Raw genomic sequence first — 18,445 nt, forward strand, 5'->3', positions numbered from 1 at the left:
TGCGGGCACCTGTCCGGCAGTCTGGAGGAGCGGGCGTGACGGCGGACGGAGTCCGGGTGGCGTTCATCCCTTCGGGTCTCCCGCCGCCCTCGCGGGGTCGGTCGTGGCGTCGGGGTCCGCCATGGCGCCAGATCCGCCGTGGCGTCGTCGTGGCGCAGGTTCGCCGTGGCGTCAGGTTCGCCGTGTCGTCGAGGTCCGTCGTGGCGTCAGGGTTCGTCGTGGCGTCAGGTTCGTTGTGGCGTCAGGTTCGTTGTGGCGTCAGGGTTCGTCGTCGTTTCGCTCCTTCGGGTCAACACCGCTGTGAACTGCGGCGCGGGGGAGCGGCCGCCGGTACAAAAGCCGCCATGGCTGAAGAACACGCGGTGATCCGCGCACAGGACGGTCTTTCCCGCAGGAGCTTCGCGACGGCGGCGGGGACCGCCGCGGCGGCGACCGCCCTCACCGCGGGAACCGCCACGGCTCTGTCCGCGGGAACCGCCACGGCATTGCCCGCGGCAGCGCCGGCGGCCCCCGCAGCACCGGCCGCACCCGGCCCCGACTTCGACCGCTGTCTCTCCGTCGCCCGCGCACTGCTCGTGCTCGACTCCGACGACCACCCCCTCGTCCCGCGCTACCACCGCGTCCTTCACGACGGACTGCCCACCGGGCGACGTACGCGGCCCAAGAACGTCCTGGTCATCGGCGCCGGCCCGGCCGGGCTGGTGGCCGCCTGGCTGCTGCGGGAGGCCGGTCACCGGGTGACGGTGCTGGAGGCCAACGGCAACCGTGCGGGCGGACGCATCAAGACCTTCCGCAAGGGCGGCCACGAGGGCGCCGAGCAGCCCTTCGCCGACCCCCGCCAGTACGCCGAAGCGGGCGCGATGCGCATCCCCGGCAGCCACACCCTGGTGATGGAGCTGATCGACAAGTTCGGCCTGAAGAAGCGGCCCTTCCATTACGTCGACGTCGACTCCGAGGGACGTCCCGCCAACCACACCTGGCTCCACGTCAACGGCATCCGCGTGCGGCGCGCCGACTACGCCCGCGCGCCCCGGCGGGTCAACCGGTCCTTCGGTGTCCCCCGGGCCCACTGGGACACTCCCGCCGCCACCATCCTGCGTTCCGTGCTGGACCCGGTGCGCGACGAGTTCAGCACCGTCGGCCACGACGGCAAGCGGGTCGACAAGCCGCTTCCGGAGCGGCTGCGGGGCTGGGCGCGCGTGGTGCAGCGGTTCGGCGACTGGTCGATGTTCCGCTTCCTGACCGAACACGCCGGCCTCGACGAGCGGACTGTCGACCTGATCGGCACCCTGGAGAACCTCACCTCACGGCTTCCCCTGTCCTTCATCCACAGCTTCATCGGGTCCTCCCTCATCAGCCCCGACACCCCCTTCTACGAACTGACGGGCGGCACGGCCGTACTGCCGGACGCCCTCCTGGAACGGGTACGCAAGGACGTGCGGTTCGACCGGCGGGTCACGCGCATCGAGTACCACCACCCCGACCGCCCCTCCGGCAACACCGAGCACGTCCGGGACAAGGGCCCGCACGTGTGGGTCGACACCGTCTCCGAGGGCCGCGAAGGCCCTGTCGTACGCGAGCAGTTCACGGCGGACGTCGCCGTGGTCACGGTGCCGTTCGCCGGACTGCGTCACGTACAGATCGACCCGCCCATGTCCTACGGCAAGCGCCGCGCGGTCTGCGAACTGCATCACGACAGCGCGACCAAGGTGCTGCTCGAATTCAGCCGCCGCTGGTGGGAGTTCGACGAGGCCGACTGGAAGCGCGAGCTGCGTGCCATCGACCCGGACCTGTACGACGCCTACCGCACCGGCCGCGCCGCCTCGGACGGCAGCCTGCTCGGCGCCCACCCCTCCGTGCCCGACGGGCACATCACGGCGGGCCAGCGCACTCACTACGCCGCCAACCGCGCGGTCGCGCGCGACGAGCCGGAGGCGGTCCACGTCGTGGGGGGCGGCTCGGTGTCGGACAACGCCAACCGGTTCATGTTCCACCCCTCCCACCCGGTTCCGGGCAGCGCGGGAGGCGTGGTGCTGGCCTCCTACAGCTGGGCCGACGACGCCATGCGCTGGGACTCCCTGGACGACGAGGCGCGGTACCCGCACGCCCTGTGCGGTCTCCAGCAGGTCTACGGGCGGCGCGTCGAGGTGTTCTACACCGGCGCCGGACGCACCCAGAGCTGGCTGCGCGACCCCTACGCCTACGGGGAGGCATCCGTGCTCCTGCCCGGCCAGCACACGGAGTTGCTGCACACCATCCCCGTACACGAAGGGCCGCTGCACTTCGCCGGGGACCACACGTCGGTCAAGCCGGCGTGGATCGAGGGAGCCGTGGAGTCCGCGGTGCGGGTCGCCCTGGAGATCCACACGGGCACGCACGGGTGAGCGGGTGAGGGGGCGGGTGAGCGCGTTGGGCGCGTGACCGATCGGTGAGGACCGGCCCGAACCGAACCGGCTCGAACCGGCCCGGCCCGCTGGCCGCTTCACCGTTCGTGCCGGCCCGGCGGCGGGGAAAGGCACCGCCGCCGGGCGTACCCGACAGACCCCCGGTGCGAGACGATGACGTATCGGCGAGGCACTCTCGCGCATTGAACGTCTCATCGGGCGCTCCTACGGTCGACGCATGCAGACTTTCACGCTCGGCGACTTCGAGATCACCCGCATCACCGAGTGGCACGGCCGCTTCGCACCGGCCGACGTGCTGTTCCCCTCCCTCCCCGCCGACGCCTGGCGAGAGCACAGGAGCTGGCTGGACCCGCACCACTGGGACGCCGCGAGCGGTGACTACCGGGCCCACATGCAGACCTGGGTGCTGCGGGGGCAGGGGCGCACGATCCTCGTGGACACCGGGCTGGGCAACCACAAGCCGCGCGTCCACCCCCTGCTGGCCGACCGTGACGGCGACTTCCTGCACCGGCTCGCCGCGATCGGCGTACGGCCCGAGGACGTGGACACGGTCGTCAACACCCACCTGCACACCGACCACGTCGGCTGGAACACCCGGCTGGTGAACGGCGAATGGGCCCCGACGTTCCCGAACGCCCGGTACCTGATGCACAAGGCAGACTTCGACTACTGGAACCCGGCGAACGGCGTCACCCCCAGGTCGGACTTCGCGGACCCCGCCGACAGCAGGGCGGGGTTCGAGGACAGCGTGCTGCCCGTGCACCGGGCCGGTCAGGCCGTCCTGTGGGACGGCGCCGCACACGCGCTCGACGCGGGCCTGTCCCTCCGCCATGCCCCCGGGCACACGCCCGGCTCCGCGGTGCTCGAACTGCACTCCGGTACGGACCGTGCCTTCTTCGTCGGCGACGTCGTCCACACGCCGCTGCAGTTCCTCCTGCCCGACCACGACACCTGCCTGAGCGAGGACCAGCGGCAGGCGGCGCTCACCCGCCGCCGCATGCTGGAGCGGGCAGCGGACACCAACGCCCTCGTCGTCCCGGCCCACCTGGGCGGCGCGGGAGTGGCCGAAGTCGCCCGGGAGGGCACAGACTTCGTCATCAAGCAGTGGGCACCCCTGGCGGCGCCGGGGGAGTGAGGCAGGCGGACGTGGACCAGGCCGTGGGCGTGGACGCAAACCTGGAAGTCGATGTGGACGTGGATGTGCTCAGTGACGTCATCTCCTCCCTCCGCTCCGGCCGGCCGTTCGCCAACCGGGAGGACCGCGCGGGCACGTGGCGCATCCCGTTCGCGCCCTTCGCCGGAGCGGGCTTCCACATCGTGCTGAACGGGTCCTGCAGACTGCTGACGGACGACGCCCCGCCCCGCGCCCTGGACACGGGTGACGTCGTCCTCACCCCGCACGGCACACAGCACACCCTGGAGGGCGCCGGCCACACCGACGAAGTCACTTCCCTGCTCTGCGGCGCCTACCGCCTGGACCGCACGCGGTCCCACCCCCTGCTGACCACACTGCCGGAAGTCATCCACCTGCGCGCGCAGTTCGGGCGCCATCCCGCACTGCGCTCGGCCGTGTCCCTGCTGGGCGACGAACTGCGCACCCCGCGCCAGGGCACCGTCTCCGCCCTGTCCACACTGCTCGACCTGCTGCTCGTCTACATGCTCCGGGCCTGGCTCGACGACGAGTCCGGCAGCGGCACACCCGGCTGGTCCGCGGCGCTGGCCGACCCCGTCGTCGGCGCCGCGCTCAACGCCATGCACAAGGACCCGGCCCGCGCCTGGACGGTGGAGGACCTGGGCAAGGAGGCCGCCATGTCCCGGGCGGCCTTCGCCCGCCGGTTCACCGGCCTGGTGGGGCAGCCGCCACTGGCCTATCTGACCTGGTGGCGCCTGAGCGTCGCCGCCCGCCTGCTCAAGAACGGCGACACCCCCCTCGACTCCGTCGCGCGAAGCGTCGGCTACGGCTCGCGGTACGCCTTCGCCAACGCCTTCAAACGCGCCCACGGCATCGCCCCCGGCCGCTACCGCCTGAGACACGGCGGCGACCGGCAACCGACCCGCTGGGATCCGGAGTCCGGGATGACGGGGTGAGAGCGCCAAGGAGTGAGGGTGTGCAAGGGGCGGGAGCCCGAACGGAACGGAAACGACCGTAGCGAGAGGGAAATGAGGCCAACGCCTGTGACCGCATCGTTCATCAGTAAGAGGACTCTCTCTTCCGAGGCGGGATCCGTCTACGCATGGAGCACCGTGGAGGGGGACATCGGCAATATCCTGATCAACCCGGAGGGATCGGTCGCCCGACCCTGCACTTCGGAGGGAGAAGCCCTCGGTCGCATGCGCCTCGACAAGAACCGGGAAAGCATGGAGAACCCGGACGCGGATCCGAGGGTCCGTAACGCTTTCATGGTGGTGGCAGTGGCCATCCTCCGGGAGGCGGAGCGGCAGGGGCGGCTGCCCGACAAGGTCACGCGCACCTACTGGTAGGCGCCACGACCGCGGACGACCGCACGGCGGCTCCGGCTGCCGACCCGGCCGGCGGCGGCGTTCTTCGAGATTTCGAGACACTGGACCGGCAGAACCGCTACGCGATTCCCTACGGCGTGCAGGACAGTCGTCCGTACGGCTGAGGATGTTGCCGAACATCCGCCACTGTTCGATGATCCTGGCGGCTGTACGTCGTGTCGCCATCCACCGTTGAGTGGCACGATCGGTGGTGTCGGTGGACGGGCCGACAGGAGAGCGGGAGGACGCGCGCGATGCCCAGGACTACTCAGCTGCGTACATACACCGTCCGTGAAGGGATGCTCGACGAGTGGGTCGAGCGGTGGCGCGGTGACATCGTGCCGCTGCGGCTGAAGTTGGGCTTCGAGATCGGCGGGGCTTGGGTGGACCGGGAGCGCAACCAGTTCGTCTGGCTGATCTCCTACGAGGGCCCGGAGACCTTCGCCGAGCGCAGCGCGCTGTACTGGGCGTCGCCCGAGCGAGAGGCGATGGGCCTCGACCCGGACGACTACCTCGTACACACCGACGACCGTACGGTCGAGGAACGTTACTGACTGTCGGCGGAATCCGGTGGCAGCAGGTGTTGCCGCCGTTCCTCCGCGTCCAGTGTGCGGAAGACGCGCCCGCGTGCTCGTGCCTCCAACCGTTCGAAGTCGGGATCGGCGGGCCAGATCCGCGCGGTGCCATCGGCGGACGCCGTGAGCAGCCGTGCGCCGTCGCGGGACCACGCCACCGAGGTCACCTTGTCCCGGTGGACGCCGACGACGGCAAGTTCCTCGTACGTCGTCGCGGACCAGAGCCGCACCGTGCGGTCGTCGGAGCCGGTTGCGAGGCGACTGCCGTCGGGGGACCAGGAGACGGTGCGGACCCGTCCCTCATGGCCCTTCAGCACGTCGATGCGCCGGCCCGTCGCCGCGTCCCACACGGCGGCCGTCCAGTCGCCGGATGCCGTGGCGACCCGCTCCTCGTCCGGCGACCAGGCGGCGTCCTCCACGTAGTTGCCGTGTCCGCGCAGCACCGTCAGCAGGGTGCCATCGGCGGTGTCCCACAGACGGCAGGTGCGGTCGTCGGAGCAACTGGCCAGCTTCCGCCCGCTCGAGGACCATGCCACCCGCCCCACCCAGTCCTGGTGCCCGGTCAGCTTGGCCAGCTCCGTGCCGTCGACGGCGGACAACAGACGTACGGTGCCGTCGTGGCCGCCGGTCGCGACGCGCCGGGCGTCCGGGGCCCACGCGCATCCCTCGACGGGTTCGCCGCGCGCCTCGAACACCGTGCGGCCGGTTCCGTCGAGGACACGGAACAGGCCGTCGGCAGTGCTGAGGGCCAAGCGGTCACCGTGCGCGGCCCAGGCAACGCTCCACACCCGTTCGCCCAGCACCGTCGTCGGTCCGGCGGGTGTGCCGTTTTCCGCGTCCCAGATCCGCGCCGTGCCGTCGTCCGAGGCGGTGGCGAGACGGGTCTGGTCGCCGGACCACACGGCCTGATGGACCGGGCCGTCGTGCCCGTGGACCAGCACGGACTCGGCACCCTTCGGGTTGAGGTCCCACACGCGCCCGGTGCCGTCCGTCGACGCGGTGGCGAGCCGGGTCCCGGACGGCGACCAGGCCACGGACCACACCGTGTCGCTGTGCCCGCGCAGCACCGCCACCACCTTCGCGTCCTCCGTGGACACGATCCGCACGGTCCGGTCGGAGGACGGGGTGGCGAGCAGTCGTCCGTCCGGTGAGAAGGACGGGTTCCACACGTAGTCGGTGTGGCCGCGCAGGAGCAGTCGCAGTGCGCCGGTGCGGGCGTCCCAGATGCGGGAGGTGAGGTCACCGGAGCCCGTGGCCAGCAGCTTTCCGTCCGGCGACCAGACGATGCCCTCGACGAACTCCGTGTGACCCACCAGAGCCGCCTTGGCGGCTCCCGTCGCCGCGTCCCAGATGATGACCGTCCGGTCGTGCGAGGCGGTGGCGATCCGTGCCCCGTCCGGGGCCCAGGCCACGCCCCAGACGTCGTCGGTGTGCCCGGTGAGCGCGTGCACGAGCCGTCCGGTGCCGGCCTCCCACACCCGGACGACCTTGTCCTTGAACGTGGCGGCGATCCGTGCCCCGTCCGGTGACCACGCCACCTGCCGGCCGATGTCCCCGGCACCGGTGAGCTGCCGTACCGGTTCACCGGAGGCGGTGTCCCAGACTCGTACGACCTGGTCGCGGCCCGCGGTGGCCAGGTGTGCCGCGTCGGGGGAGAAGGACACCGACTCGACCATGGCCCCGTCGCACGGCAGCACACGCAGAGGGCGACCCGACTCCGCGTCCCACAGCCGTGCCGTGCCGTCCCGCGACGCGGTGGCCAGCAGCCGTCCGTCGGTGGACCACGCGACGTTCCGGACCGTGTCCGTGTGCCCGTCGAGCACCGTACGGAGGTGTCCGGCAGCCAGTGCCGTCAGCAGTCCGCGCCGTGCGGCCGGTGTCGGCGCGCACTCGCCGAGCGCGGCCAGGGAGAGCAACAGGGCGCGCTCGGGTTCCGTCTCCGCGCTCGCCAGGACCTGCCGGCCGATGCTGTCGGAGATCCGGCCGAGGAAGGCCGAGTCCCGACGCTGTGACGCGTCGACGAGCGCGCGTGCGGGCGCCGACGCCTGCCCGGCCTCCTCCAACGCCCTCAGCCACCGCTGGGCGACGGTGAGCCGCTCACCGGTGAGGAGGTAGTCCGCGCTGTGGCCGGCCCGCTCCCAGTCCCGGGCCCACCGCTCCAACTCGGCGCGCTCACGCAACCGTTCCGCGCGCGCCTCCGCTTCTTGCCGGAGCGGGGCCCATTGCCGGAACAGCGCCTCGTGCGTCACCTCGGCGTACGCATCCGAGAGGGCGGTGGTGGTCGCCGACGCCGCCGAGGTCGCGTCGGATCGGATGAGACGCGCGTCGATGAACGCATCCACCACCTGCCGCTCCCGGTCGGTGAGTTCGCTCAGCCGTACGGGGCGGCGCGCGAGGTCGTGTTCCTCCAGAGTGACGAACCTCAGGAGCACCCGCAGAGCGGACTCGATGCCGTCGGGCGAGCCAAGAGCGGCCACGGTGCTGTCGGCCTGCCGCGCCAGTGCCCCCGCGACGCCCCCGAGCCGGTGGTACGCCTCCTCGGTGACCGTGCCGCCGGGCCCGCAGTCGAAGTACAACTCCTGGAGGAGATAGGCGAGGAGGGGTAACGCGTCGTCGGTGCCGGTGTCGTCCACGATCGTCGCTACGAGACCGGGGGCGAAGTCGATGCCCACCAGGGCGGCAGGCCGCTCGACGACCTGGGCGAGCTGTGCCCGGCTCAACGTGCCGATGGCCACGGGGTGTTGCAGCATCTCGGCGTGCCCGGTGTCGAGCAGTCGCCCCAGGAGGTCCACCCGGCAGGCGGCCAGTACCCGGACGGAGGGTTCCTGTCGCAGGCAGGTATGCAGTGCCTCGAGGAACTGAGCCTGCTCCCGCTCGCCCGCGAGGGTGACGAGTTCCTCGAACTGGTCGATGACGAGCAGCACCCGCCGGAACTGTCCGCCGCGCAGCCGTGCCACCTCGGCGGCGAGACTGTCCGGCCCCTGCCGGAGCCGCCGCAGCACGGTGCTCGCCGACTCCCGGCCGCCGCCGGCCACGGACAAGGATGCGGCCAGCGAGCCGAGCGGGTTCGGTCCGGGGGCGAACGTCGGCACGATCGTCCAGCGGCGCCGCCGGAGCCGGGGCATGACCCCGGCCCGGACGAGAGAGGACTTGCCGCTGCCGGAGGCCCCGGTCAGCAGCAGGCACCGGTCCGCCGGGGAGTTCGCGGAGACATGCAGTCTCCGCGTGAGTTCGGCGGCCTGTGCCTCCCGGCCGAAGTAGACGGCCGCCTCGTCCTCGGCGTAGGCGTCAAGTCCCGGGTACGGGATGCGGTCACGGGGCCAGTCGGTCCGTTCGGGCTCGGGATTCTCCAGCCGGTACACGACCACCTGACCGACGACCATGGCCAGAATGAGCACACCCACGGCGGGCACGGAACCGCGCCGGATGACCTCCAGGGCCCAGGGCGCGTCGTCCGTACTGGTGGCGTAGTTGGTGGCGATACCGAGCAGAACGGCGACGAGGGCGAGCATGATCTGAAGGACCACGTGGAGACGGTGTCTCATACGGCATCGGCCTCCGGTCGGCGACCGGCATGATCCCTGCTCACCACTCCGACGTCCCCGTTTCGTCGTTCTCCGCGCCCGGTGCCGGGCCCGTTTCCGCTTCGTCGACGGATGCCACACGAAGAGTCACTGGCATCATCCGTGCAGTCACAGCACGAGTTCAAGAGCGGCCGGGGAAACCAGCCACACGGATGGTTTCCCCGCAGAGTCCCCGGTCGGCGCGTAAGAGGAGCCGGGGTGCACGGTGTCGACGCTGCCGCCGGACGAGGAACCGCCGCCGTGCGGTTCGCGGCCGGGGCGTGAGTCACGCCGTACCGGCGGGTGGGTGCGTGCCCGCCGGGGAGTTGCGTCAGCGGAGGTCGGGGCCGCCCTCTTCGATGATTTCATCGACGATGCTGATCTTCTCGTCGGCGTTGTCCGGGGCGTCGTCGTCCGGGTCGGTGAACGACACGGGTACCTCCTCCTCGGCGAGGTACGGGTACTTCTCCAGGAGGAACCGGCGTCGGTACGCCATCTCGGCCGCGTCCACGATCCCTTCCAGCGTCGCCCAGTTCAGGGTGGAGCCGACGACGATGCCGAAGGCGGGTACGGCCTTGCCGAGCCCCTTCTTGGTGAGACGGACGCCGAAGGCCTTGGTGAACTTCTCGGCGACCTTGGTGATGAACGCGTTGTTCAGGACGTCCCAGGACTTGCCCCGGAAAAGCGCCTGGGTGAGCTTCGAGATGTCGGCCATCGCAGCGTTCTTGGCGGTGGCCGAACTCGCGGTTCCGAGGTTGACGACCGACATGATGAACAGCTTCTCGGACGGCTCTTCGGGGTCGTAGCCGTAGAAGAGGGAGATCTGGCCGACTGCCCGGGAGGAGAGGCCGAGGACGACCGCGGTGTCCGCCGTGAACGCCCCCGCGATCGCACCGGCCGACGGCGCCGCGGCGGCGCCTCCGGAGGCGGGGATGGCGAGCTGTCCTCCGGTGATCGCGAGACCGGCGCCCGCGCCCGAGAGTGCCGCCGCGATGGGGTAGTACCAACTCGCCCCCCGACCGCGGACCTTCTCGACCTCTTCGAGGTCCATGCGGCGCACGTCGGAGAGCGCGGTGATCTCGTGCCCGCGCTTGTTGTGGAGCGTCACGACCCGCTTGGGGGAAAGCCCCGCGCGCGAAAGTTTCCCCACCGTCTTCCGCACGGACTGCACGGCGGTGCCGCCCCATTCCGGCATGTGCTCGGCGGCGTCGCGTGCCTTCGCTCCGGCCTTGGACGCGCCCTTGGCGACGAAATCCTGACCTCGCGAGACCGCCGACACGGCACGGGGGTGCTTCTCCAACTGCTTGGCGGCCCGCTTGCCCAGTTGCGCGACGCCGTTGGCCACGTGCTCGCCGGCGTTCTGCATCGCCTGTGACAAGGGTCGGCCCTTGTACTGCTGGATGGACTCCCATACCTCGAGTTCGTACTTCGAGGGCAGCGAATCGGGCTGGTGCGAGTTGCTCATGGTCCCCCCTGGGATGTTGCACGTGGTGATCCGCACTCACGCGTGCGCACTGCGTGGTCGTCACCGTATACGAGGTAGGCAAGCGTCAATAGGTATGTGTCAGTTGACGTAGTTAACAAGAGCTTTCGCGCCACTTGAGTGCGTCTGCCGAAAGCCGTTCGGGACGCGCCGAAGCCGCCGCGTTCAGTCTGCGGTGACGCCCGCCTCGCGCAGGAACGGACTCCGTTCCCCCGTCCACGACACGTACAGGCTGTCGCGGGCCCTCGTGCACGCGACGAAGAGGAGGCAGCGTTCCGAGAGGAGGTCGGCCTCGTGTTGTTGGGGGTCTGCCTCGGCCGGGGTGATGGCCTTCGGGTACGGGAGGGTGGCCTCGTTGACGCCGATGACGGCGACGCAGCGGAACTCCAGGCCCTTGAAGGAGTGCATGGTGCCCACGCGTACGGCGTCGGTGTCGCCGTCCGGGTCGGCCGCGCGCAACGGGGCCGCGGGGATGCCGGCGGCCTTGAGGTGCGCCACCGCCTTCGCGCACGTCTTGTTGAAGCGGGCGCTGACCCCGATGTCGCCGGGTGCGACGCCCGCCTCGCGCCAGGTCCGTACCCGGTCGACGAGGGCGTCGAGTTCCGCCTCCTCCGTGTCCGCGCCGTGCACGGCCGGGCCCTCGCCGTGGAGGGCGGAGCGGTAGCCGAGCAGGGTGTCCTTGCGGTTCTCGTCCTCCAGTTGGACGATCGGGCGGCCGACGAGCAGGGCCGTGGACCAGCGCAGGATCTCCTGGGTGGAGCGGTAGTTCTTGCGGAGCTTCACGGAGCGGCCGGTCACCGCGATGCCCAGCGACTTCAGCGACACCCGGCAGTCGTAGATCCGCTGGTGCGGGTCGCCCGCGACGAACAGGTCGTCCGGGCGCTGCGGGACGGCCGCGCGCAGCAGCCGCCACTGCGCCGGATGCAGGTCCTGCGCCTCGTCGACCACGACGTGCCGGTACCGCGGCCCCTGCTCGCCGAGCAGCCGCGCCGCTTCCACGCACGTCCCCAGCCAGGTGCGGGCCCCGTCCGCGGCGAGGTCGGCCGTGAACCGCTCCACCGTCTCCCACACCAGCGGCCGTTCGGCGGCCGTCAGCCGGCTGCCGCGCCCGCGCCGGTCCGCCGCCTCGTACTCCGCGAGGCTCTCGATGCCCTGCGCGAGGATCACGTGCCGGTACTCCTGCGCGAGGAACCGCGCGCTGCCCGTGAACCCTGTCGCCTTCGCCGCCTCGCCCCAGCGGCTCTCCTCCTCGCCGCCCATCAGCGGCCGCAGCGGCACCGCGCCGGGCACCTCCGCGAGGACCCGGCTCGCGAGCCCGTCCACGGTCATGATGTCCACCCGGTCCCGCAGCCCGGCGTCCTCCACCAGCGATTCGAGGCCCGAACGGAGGGCGTCGACAAGGGCGATGGTGTATGTCGTCAGCAGGATGCGGTCGCCGTCACGCAGATGGCCGAGCAGGTGCCTGACCCGGTGCAGGGCGACGACGCTCTTGCCGGTGCCCGGTCCGCCCGTCACCTGCGCGGGCCCCGAGTACGACGCCCGGTACGCCACCTTCCGCTGCGAGGGATGCAGGAACACCCGCCACGCCGCGAACGGCTTCTCCAGGATGTCCCGCAGTTCCTCCGACGCCGTGACCAGCGCGATGCGTGCCCTGCTGTGCCGGATCGCCGTGTCGTAGTCCCGGGTGTCCACCTGCGCCGACGACGACGCCTGCAGCGCGGGCGCGACGATCTCCCGCCACACCTCCTCGACCGAGCATCCCTCGGCCAGGAACTGCAGCACCTCCCGCTGGTCCTGCGGCAGCAGCGGCGCGAAGACCTCCAACTGCTCCTTGTCCAGCAGCGACCTGGCCTGCCGCAGCGTCTCCTCGTCGATGCCCAGTGCCTTGAGGTCCCCGTCGGAGAAGCGCGCGAACAGCCGCTCCTTCGGCGAGTCCTGGGCCACCCGCTCGTACGCCGGTGTCAGCTCGTCCAGGGTCTCCGCGTCCCGGATCTCGACGGCCCGGGTCACCGCGTTGATGCTCGCCCTCTGCTTCCTCCGCCCACGCGATGGCCTTGTCGTGCTGCATCACCCGCAGCAGCACGAACGTGTCCCCGGAGGGCGGGGCGAGGACCACACCGCGCCAGAACTGGTCGATGCGGATGGTCCGGATCTGCTTGTCCTTCGCCCGCGTCAGGCTCTCCAGCTTCAGCCCCGGGTCCTTGAACAGCTGGTCCAGGGTGAGCCGGTGGAACTTCTCCCAGGCGTCCAGCACACCCTTCCGGACGGGCGGCTGGAGCTTGGGCAGTTCGGCGAAGAAACCGATGTCGAAGGCGAGCTGCGGCATAACGGGATCCTAAGGGGCAGTACGGGGCGGTGCGGGCGGTACGGCCCTCCGCGGGCGCGAAGGGCCCGGTTCAGGCAGGCCGGGGACCGGTCAGGACGGGGAGCCCGGGGCCTCGCCGTCGAGGTCGAGGCGGATCACGGCCAGCGTCTCGGCGACCTCCTCGGTGAGTTCGTGGTGCGCGCCCAGCACCACGCACAGGTCCGCGTGCAGGGGCTCCAGCACGTCGTACGCCTCGGCCGTCCGGCCCTGCGTGAACAGCAGCATGCCGATGTCGCGGCGCAGCTCCACCGCCTCCTCGCTGACGTCGCCGTCCGCCGCGCGGACCATCTCCAGGACCCTGCTCAGCCCCGACAACGCCTGCGTCACCTGCCCCAGTTGGCCCCGGCAGCGGGCAGCCTGGGCCAGGCAGTCGCGGACCTCCGTGCCGCCCCGCCCGCCGGACCGCGCGTACGCGTCCGCCAGCGCCTCGAACTCCGGCAGCGCCGCCCGGTGGTCCCCGGCCAGCTGCAGGCTGACCGCCCGCCACATCCGCAGCCGCAGCACCGGCCGGTTCTCCGCGCCGAGCGCCCGCGCGGCCGGCTCGATCAGCTCGGCCATCACCTCGGCGGCCTGCGCGTACCGCTCCTCGTCCATCAACGCCGCGTAGTGCGCCTGCACCTCGCGGATCCGCTGCCGCCACGCCTCCCGCTCCGCCTCGGGAAGCACGACGGGCGGCACCCCGGGCGGCACGCCGGGTCCGGCGTCGTCGCCGGGCACGGCCGGACGCGCCCTGCCCGTACCGCCCCGCGCACGCGGCGCGTACGGGCGGCGGAAGATCCCGGTCGGATCGGGCACCCCCTCGGGCCCGGCCTCCACGGCGGCCCGCTCGGCGGCGGAGGGCTCCTCGCCGGGCGAGGGCAGGAACGGCCGCAGCCGCTCGTACACCTCCTGCACGTCCACCGGCCGTGCCTCGGGCGCCTTGAGGAGCAGGTGCAGGACCAGCTCCTCCAGCGCCTCGGGCACGTCGGGCCGAAGCTCCCGCAGGGGAGTCGGCGCGACGGTCACGTGCTGCGTCATGAGCTGCCACTCGCTCTTCCCGCTGAACAGCGGCTCCCCGCACAGCAGTTCGTGCACCACACAACCGAGGGCGTACAGGTCCGTACGCGGGGTGACACCCGCGCCCCGCACCTGCTCCGGCGCCATGTACCGGTGCGTCCCGATGGGGCTCCCGGTCGACGTCAGCTTGGTGACGTCCGTCCGCAGGATCGCCGCGATGCCGAAGTCGAGCACCTTCACCGTGCCGTCCCGCGCCACCAGGATGTTGCTCGGCTTGAGGTCCCGGTGCACCACCGGTACCTCGTGCGCGTACGACAGCACGGTCGCGACCTGCGCCGCCACGGCCACCGCCCAGCTCACCGGCAGCGGCCGCTCCGGGCGCACGTACGCGGTCAGCGGGAGCCCGTCGACCAGCTCCATGACGAGGAACAGCTGCTCGTACGACTCGTCCAGCACCGCGTCGTACACCTGCGGCACGCCCGGGTGCTGGATGCGCGCGGTGATCCGCGCCTCCCGCCGGAACCGCTTCTCGAACTCCTCCGCCAGGTGCGGCGACGTCACGGCCTGCGGGCGGATCCGCTTCACGGCCACGGGCCGGTCCAGCACGACGTCGTAGCCGCGCCAGACGTCCCCCATGCCGCCGTGGTTCAGCGGTTCGAGCAGCTCGTACCGGTCCGCGATGCGCTGCCGGGGCTGGTCCGGGGCGCCGGACCCGCCGCCGTTCCCGTGAACGTGCCCGCCGGTCCCGCTGCCGGTCCGGTCTCTGTTCGCGTCCCCGCCACTGTTCCCGTCCCCGTCCCCGTACGGCACCTGGTCCCGCCCCTCCCGCCCGTCGCACCACCGCGGTCTCGCCTGATCAGCGTGCAGTCTGGCCGGTGCGTGGCGGGAGGGTCCAGTCGGAGGACGGGGGCGGACGGGGCTACGGGTGCGGCGTGAGCGAAATCGAGCCAGGTACGGCGTACTCCGCCCAGACCGTCTTCCCCGGGCACCCCGCAGGGCGCGGGGCGTGTCCCCAGCGGTCGGCCAGCGCCTCCACGAGCAGCAGCCCGCGCCCGCCCTCCGCGCACTCCGACGACCCCGGGGGCGTCAGCACCGGCAGCCGCTCGCCCCGGGTGTCGCTCACCTCGATCCGTACGGTGCGGGTCGCCGGGTCGGCGGTCAGGAGCAGGGCGAAGTCCCGGCCGGACACGTGCCCGTGCCGGACGGCGTTGGCGCAGAGCTCCGCCGCGAGGAGCGTGAGCACGTCGTGCGCGTCGCTCCCGTACGGCACGCCCCACGCGTCCAGCCGGTTCCCGCACATGCGGCGGGCCAGCCGGGCGCCGCGCGGGGTCGAGCTGAACCGCATGGTGAACCGGGGTGCGACCAGGGGTGATTGTGTGGCATTCATGCACACACGGTCGCGTGTCGTGGCATAGCGTGACCAGAGGTGGCGCGCGGACGCGGTACGTCGGTACCCGGCGCCGCGCGGCCCGGTACGTGGAGGTACAGCGAGATGCGCGTGAGGGGTGTGAGTGCGGTGGGGTCGGTACCGGTACGGGACGAGGACGTGGCGCAGGTGCAGCGCGGACGGGTGGGCGAGCAGGGGGCGGGGGTGATCACGGCGTTCGGACGGCAACTGAAGCTGCTGCGGCTGAAGGCGGGGCTCGAACGGCCGGAATTGGGCAAGCGGCTCGGCTACTCGCCGGAGACGATCGCCTCCCTGGAGCAGGGCCGGCGCGTCCCGCAGCCACGGTTCATCGAGCAGGCGGATGAGGTGTTGGGGGCGGGGGGTTTGTTGGTGGCCTTGAAGGAGGAGGTGGCACGGGCGCAGTATCCGGCCTACTTCCGGGACATGGCGAGGCTGGAGTCGACGGCGGTGAGTCTTTGTCTGTACGCCGCTCATGGGGTACCAGGCCTGTTGCAGACGGAGGAGTACGCACGGGCCGTCTTCCAGATGCAGCGTCCTCTGTTGGATGACGAGGTCATCGAACAGCGTCTGGCAGCAAGGATGTTGCGACAGGACATCTTCACGCGCCGCCCGGCTCCATTGCTGAGCTTCGTCATCGAGGAGGTCCTGCTGTGTAAGCCCATCGGCGGGCGGGCATCACTTCGCGGGCAGTTGGAGCAGATCTTGCTCGTGGGACAGAATCGAAACGTGGAGATCCAAGTGATGCCGACCGAGAGAACGGATCACGCGGGTCTGGGCGGTCCATTCACCCTGATCGACGCCGCCGACGGGCGACGGCTCGCGTACACCGAGGTCCAGGACGACAGCCGCTTGTACACCGACTCCGGCAAGGTCCGTGAGCTTGAAGCCCGATATGGCATTCTCCGGTCACAGGCACTCACTCCGTGTGAGTCGATGGCCTTGATTGAGCAACTACTAGGAGAGTCATGACCATTCAGTCATCCGTACCGGCAGGGACAGAGCCGACCTGGTTCAAGAGCAGCTACAGCAGCGGCGGGGGCGGTGAATGCGTCGAGGTCGCCGCAACCCCCGCTGCCGTCCTCGTCAGGGACTCCAAGCAACCCGCCGCCGCCAGGCTCGCGTTCGGCGCGGGCGCCTGGGCCGGCTTCGTGGAGATGGCCGCCGGGCGCTGACCGGCGACGCACGTACGACTCGGGGCCCGGCACGCGCCGGGTCCCGAGTGCGTGGTCAGGTCCACACCGTGAGGTCGTCGACGAAGTCCGCGTAGGAGCGATTCGTGCCGCGCGGTGAGGGGATCAGCCGGTGCGCCAGCGCCTCGCGGGCGACGGCGGGGCCGTCGCTCTCGCGGAAGACGGGTCGGCCGAGTCCCCGTTTGAGTTCTTCCTTCGCGTCCTTGACGCGGCCGGTGTCCTTGTCACGCAGGCGATCCGGGACCTTCCAGCGGGGCCGGACGTACGGGAAGGCGTCGGGGAAGAGGAGTAACCACCCCTCGCTCTCCCAGGCGGCCAGCGCGAGGGCGGTCGGGATGCCGGGCGACTGGCGGGACAACTCGTCGGCCACGGCCTTGCGGATCCGCGCGTACCGCGCGTCCGTGTAGCCGTCCAGGTCCTCGTGGACGACGAACCCGGCCAACTCCCCGCGCTGTTGAAGCGCCTTCGCGCGCGCCTTGCCGACGAGTGTCTTGACGGCGGCGGCGAGGTCCGGCCCGGACTTCTTCCGTAACCGTACGGGGTCGTTGATGCGGACCAGCTTGGCCGCCGCGGCGAGGTCGGGCCGGTGGGCGCGGAGTAACGCGGCCATGATGTCGCAGTCGTTCTGGTCCTCACCGGCCAGGACGATGACACGCCGGTCGCGCGACGCCCGTCCCCTCGGCGGCGTCACAGCTCGCCGCCGGTGAGGTCGCCGCCGAGGACACCGGAGAACCACAGTTCACCGAGTGGCTGTTCGCCGGACTCCTCGACGATGGCCTTGACCTCGTCGACGGTGAGGGCGGGGATGACGGACGCGCCGTCGTCGTCGCGGTCGCAGACGACGAACTCCTCCGGTCGCAGCCGGTTGACGAGCGCGGGGGAGTGGGTGGCGACGATGAACTGCGTGTGCTCGGCGGCCTCGCGCAGCCGTTGCACGACGAGTTCCAGGGCCTGCGGGTGCAGGCCGTGGTCGATCTCCTCGATGCAGGTGAAGGCGGGAGGGTTCGGATCGTAGAGCAGCGCGAGGAGCCCGAGGAGGCGGACGGTTCCGTAGGACGCGTCGGCGAGGGGTGTGCGTCGTCGCAGGCCGCGCTCGCGGAGCACCACGGTCGTCTGGCTCATCGACCCGCCGAGTTCCTCGAACTCGATGTCCTCCAACTGCGGCAGGACCGTGCGGGCGTCGGCGACCAGGTTGTCCCAGGTGCCGTCGTCGAGGTTGCTGAGGTGGGTCAGGAACCCGGCCAGGTTCTCGGCGTGCGGGGACAGGGTGGTGGAGTCGCCGCCGCGCATGCGCGTTGGTTGCCGGGCCGCCGCGACGTCCACGTCGAAGACCCGGAAGGAGGAGAGCCGGTCGGCGACGTGCGTGACTTCGTTGCCGCCCTCGGCGGGGCCGAGGCGGGGGAGTGTGGAGAGCCCGCTGCTCAGTCTGCGGATGCTCAGGCTGCTGCTGTCGTCGCTCTCGCCCGCCCGTACGTCGAGGATGCGGGCTTCCTCGCCCGAGATGGTGATGCGTCGGCCGCGTCCCTGCCTGCGTTTGAAGGCGAAGCTCTCCTCGCGGGACAGGGCGTAGTACGGGGACCGTTCGCCGGTCCGGTTCACCCGGAGGGCGCGGCGCCGGATGGTGAGGTCGTACTCGTCCGGTGCGGTGAGCGTCGCATTGGTGGTCCAGGTCGCCTTGACGCGCACGCGCATGGTGGTCGGGGGCTTGGTGCCGCCCCAGAAGGCCACCTCGTCGAAGCCGCCGCGGGTGTCGAGCGCCGGCTGGAGGTCGGTGCGGATGATGTCGGCGAGGAAGTCGAACACCTTGAGCACGTTGGACTTGCCCGCCCCGTTCGGGCCCACCAGGACCGTGAGCGGCCCGAGCGGCACGGTCACGTCGCGCAGGCTGCGGAAGTTCTCGACGTGCAGTTCCAGAAGACGGCCAGACATCGATACACCAATCGAGTGAATACGCGGGGACA

Annotated in this window: 13 protein-coding genes and 1 pseudogene; 7 read left to right on the forward strand and 7 right to left on the reverse strand. The window is 71.2% G+C overall.

The genetic code is table 11. The annotated features are described in order from the left end of the window. Positions 1–344 precede the first annotated feature (344 nt). The 5 genes from QFZ64_RS29665 to QFZ64_RS29685 all read left to right on the forward strand — a co-directional run bounded on the left by QFZ64_RS29665 (position 345) and on the right by QFZ64_RS29685 (position 5,458). Positions 345–2,384: an NAD(P)/FAD-dependent oxidoreductase gene (locus tag QFZ64_RS29665; RefSeq protein WP_307070547.1), complete on the forward strand. Its 2,040-nt coding sequence runs from the start codon at positions 345–347 to the stop codon at positions 2,382–2,384. Between the two features lie 238 nt (positions 2,385–2,622). Further along, complete coding sequence (locus QFZ64_RS29670; RefSeq protein ID WP_307070548.1) at positions 2,623–3,540, forward strand: MBL fold metallo-hydrolase; 918 nt, start codon at positions 2,623–2,625, stop codon at positions 3,538–3,540. Between the two features lie 23 nt (positions 3,541–3,563). After that, complete coding sequence (locus tag QFZ64_RS29675; protein WP_307070549.1) at positions 3,564–4,493, forward strand: AraC family transcriptional regulator; 930 nt, start codon at positions 3,564–3,566, stop codon at positions 4,491–4,493. An 87-nt stretch (positions 4,494–4,580) separates the two neighbouring features. Further along, the gene (locus QFZ64_RS29680; protein WP_307070550.1) at positions 4,581–4,886 is read left to right on the forward strand and encodes a hypothetical protein; all 306 of its coding nucleotides are present in this window, start codon (positions 4,581–4,583) and stop codon (positions 4,884–4,886) included. Positions 4,887–5,158: 272 nt separating this feature from the next. Next, a complete protein-coding gene (locus tag QFZ64_RS29685) occupies positions 5,159–5,458 on the forward strand; it encodes an NIPSNAP family protein (protein ID WP_307070551.1) in 300 nt (99 codons plus the stop codon). Here QFZ64_RS29685 and QFZ64_RS29690 read toward each other — a convergent pair. The 5 genes and pseudogenes from QFZ64_RS29690 to QFZ64_RS29710 form a co-directional block, all read right to left on the reverse strand. Beyond that, complete coding sequence (locus QFZ64_RS29690; protein ID WP_307070552.1) at positions 5,452–9,006, reverse strand: AAA family ATPase; 3,555 nt, start codon at positions 9,004–9,006, stop codon at positions 5,452–5,454. The genes QFZ64_RS29685 and QFZ64_RS29690 overlap by 7 nt on opposite strands. Positions 9,007–9,373: 367 nt before the next feature. Then, on the reverse strand, positions 9,374–10,507 hold the full coding sequence (locus QFZ64_RS29695; RefSeq protein WP_307070553.1) for an EcsC family protein: 1,134 nt from the start codon (positions 10,505–10,507) through the stop codon (positions 9,374–9,376). A 183-nt stretch (positions 10,508–10,690) separates the two neighbouring features. Continuing rightward, positions 10,691–12,851, reverse strand: a pseudogene (locus tag QFZ64_RS29700) (UvrD-helicase domain-containing protein). 90 nt (positions 12,852–12,941) lie between these two features. Continuing rightward, the gene (locus tag QFZ64_RS29705) at positions 12,942–14,567 is read right to left on the reverse strand and encodes a serine/threonine-protein kinase (RefSeq protein ID WP_307071914.1); all 1,626 of its coding nucleotides are present in this window, start codon (positions 14,565–14,567) and stop codon (positions 12,942–12,944) included. A gap of 238 nt (positions 14,568–14,805) precedes the next feature. Continuing rightward, positions 14,806–15,273, reverse strand: a complete 468-nt coding sequence (locus tag QFZ64_RS29710; RefSeq protein WP_307070554.1) for an ATP-binding protein — start codon at positions 15,271–15,273, stop codon at positions 14,806–14,808. A 159-nt stretch (positions 15,274–15,432) separates the two neighbouring features. On the opposite strand from QFZ64_RS29710, the gene QFZ64_RS29715 reads away from it, so the two are divergent. Next, positions 15,433–16,263: a helix-turn-helix transcriptional regulator gene (locus tag QFZ64_RS29715; protein ID WP_307070555.1), complete on the forward strand. Its 831-nt coding sequence runs from the start codon at positions 15,433–15,435 to the stop codon at positions 16,261–16,263. Then, entirely contained in the window at positions 16,260–16,466 is a 207-nt protein-coding gene (locus QFZ64_RS29720) for a DUF397 domain-containing protein (RefSeq protein ID WP_307070556.1), read from the forward strand. The genes QFZ64_RS29715 and QFZ64_RS29720 overlap by 4 nt, the downstream gene beginning before the upstream one ends. Before the next feature lie 55 nt (positions 16,467–16,521). On the opposite strand, the gene QFZ64_RS29725 is transcribed toward QFZ64_RS29720, so the two are convergent. Next, the gene (locus tag QFZ64_RS29725; protein WP_307070557.1) at positions 16,522–17,175 is read right to left on the reverse strand and encodes a hypothetical protein; all 654 of its coding nucleotides are present in this window, start codon (positions 17,173–17,175) and stop codon (positions 16,522–16,524) included. Next, positions 17,172–18,413: an AAA family ATPase gene (locus QFZ64_RS29730; RefSeq protein WP_307070558.1), complete on the reverse strand. Its 1,242-nt coding sequence runs from the start codon at positions 18,411–18,413 to the stop codon at positions 17,172–17,174. Before QFZ64_RS29730 ends, QFZ64_RS29725 begins: the two co-directional genes overlap by 4 nt. Positions 18,414–18,445: the final 32 nt, after the last annotated feature.

This window comes from Streptomyces sp. B3I8 (assembly GCF_030816915.1).
Taxonomy (GTDB): domain Bacteria; phylum Actinomycetota; class Actinomycetes; order Streptomycetales; family Streptomycetaceae; genus Streptomyces.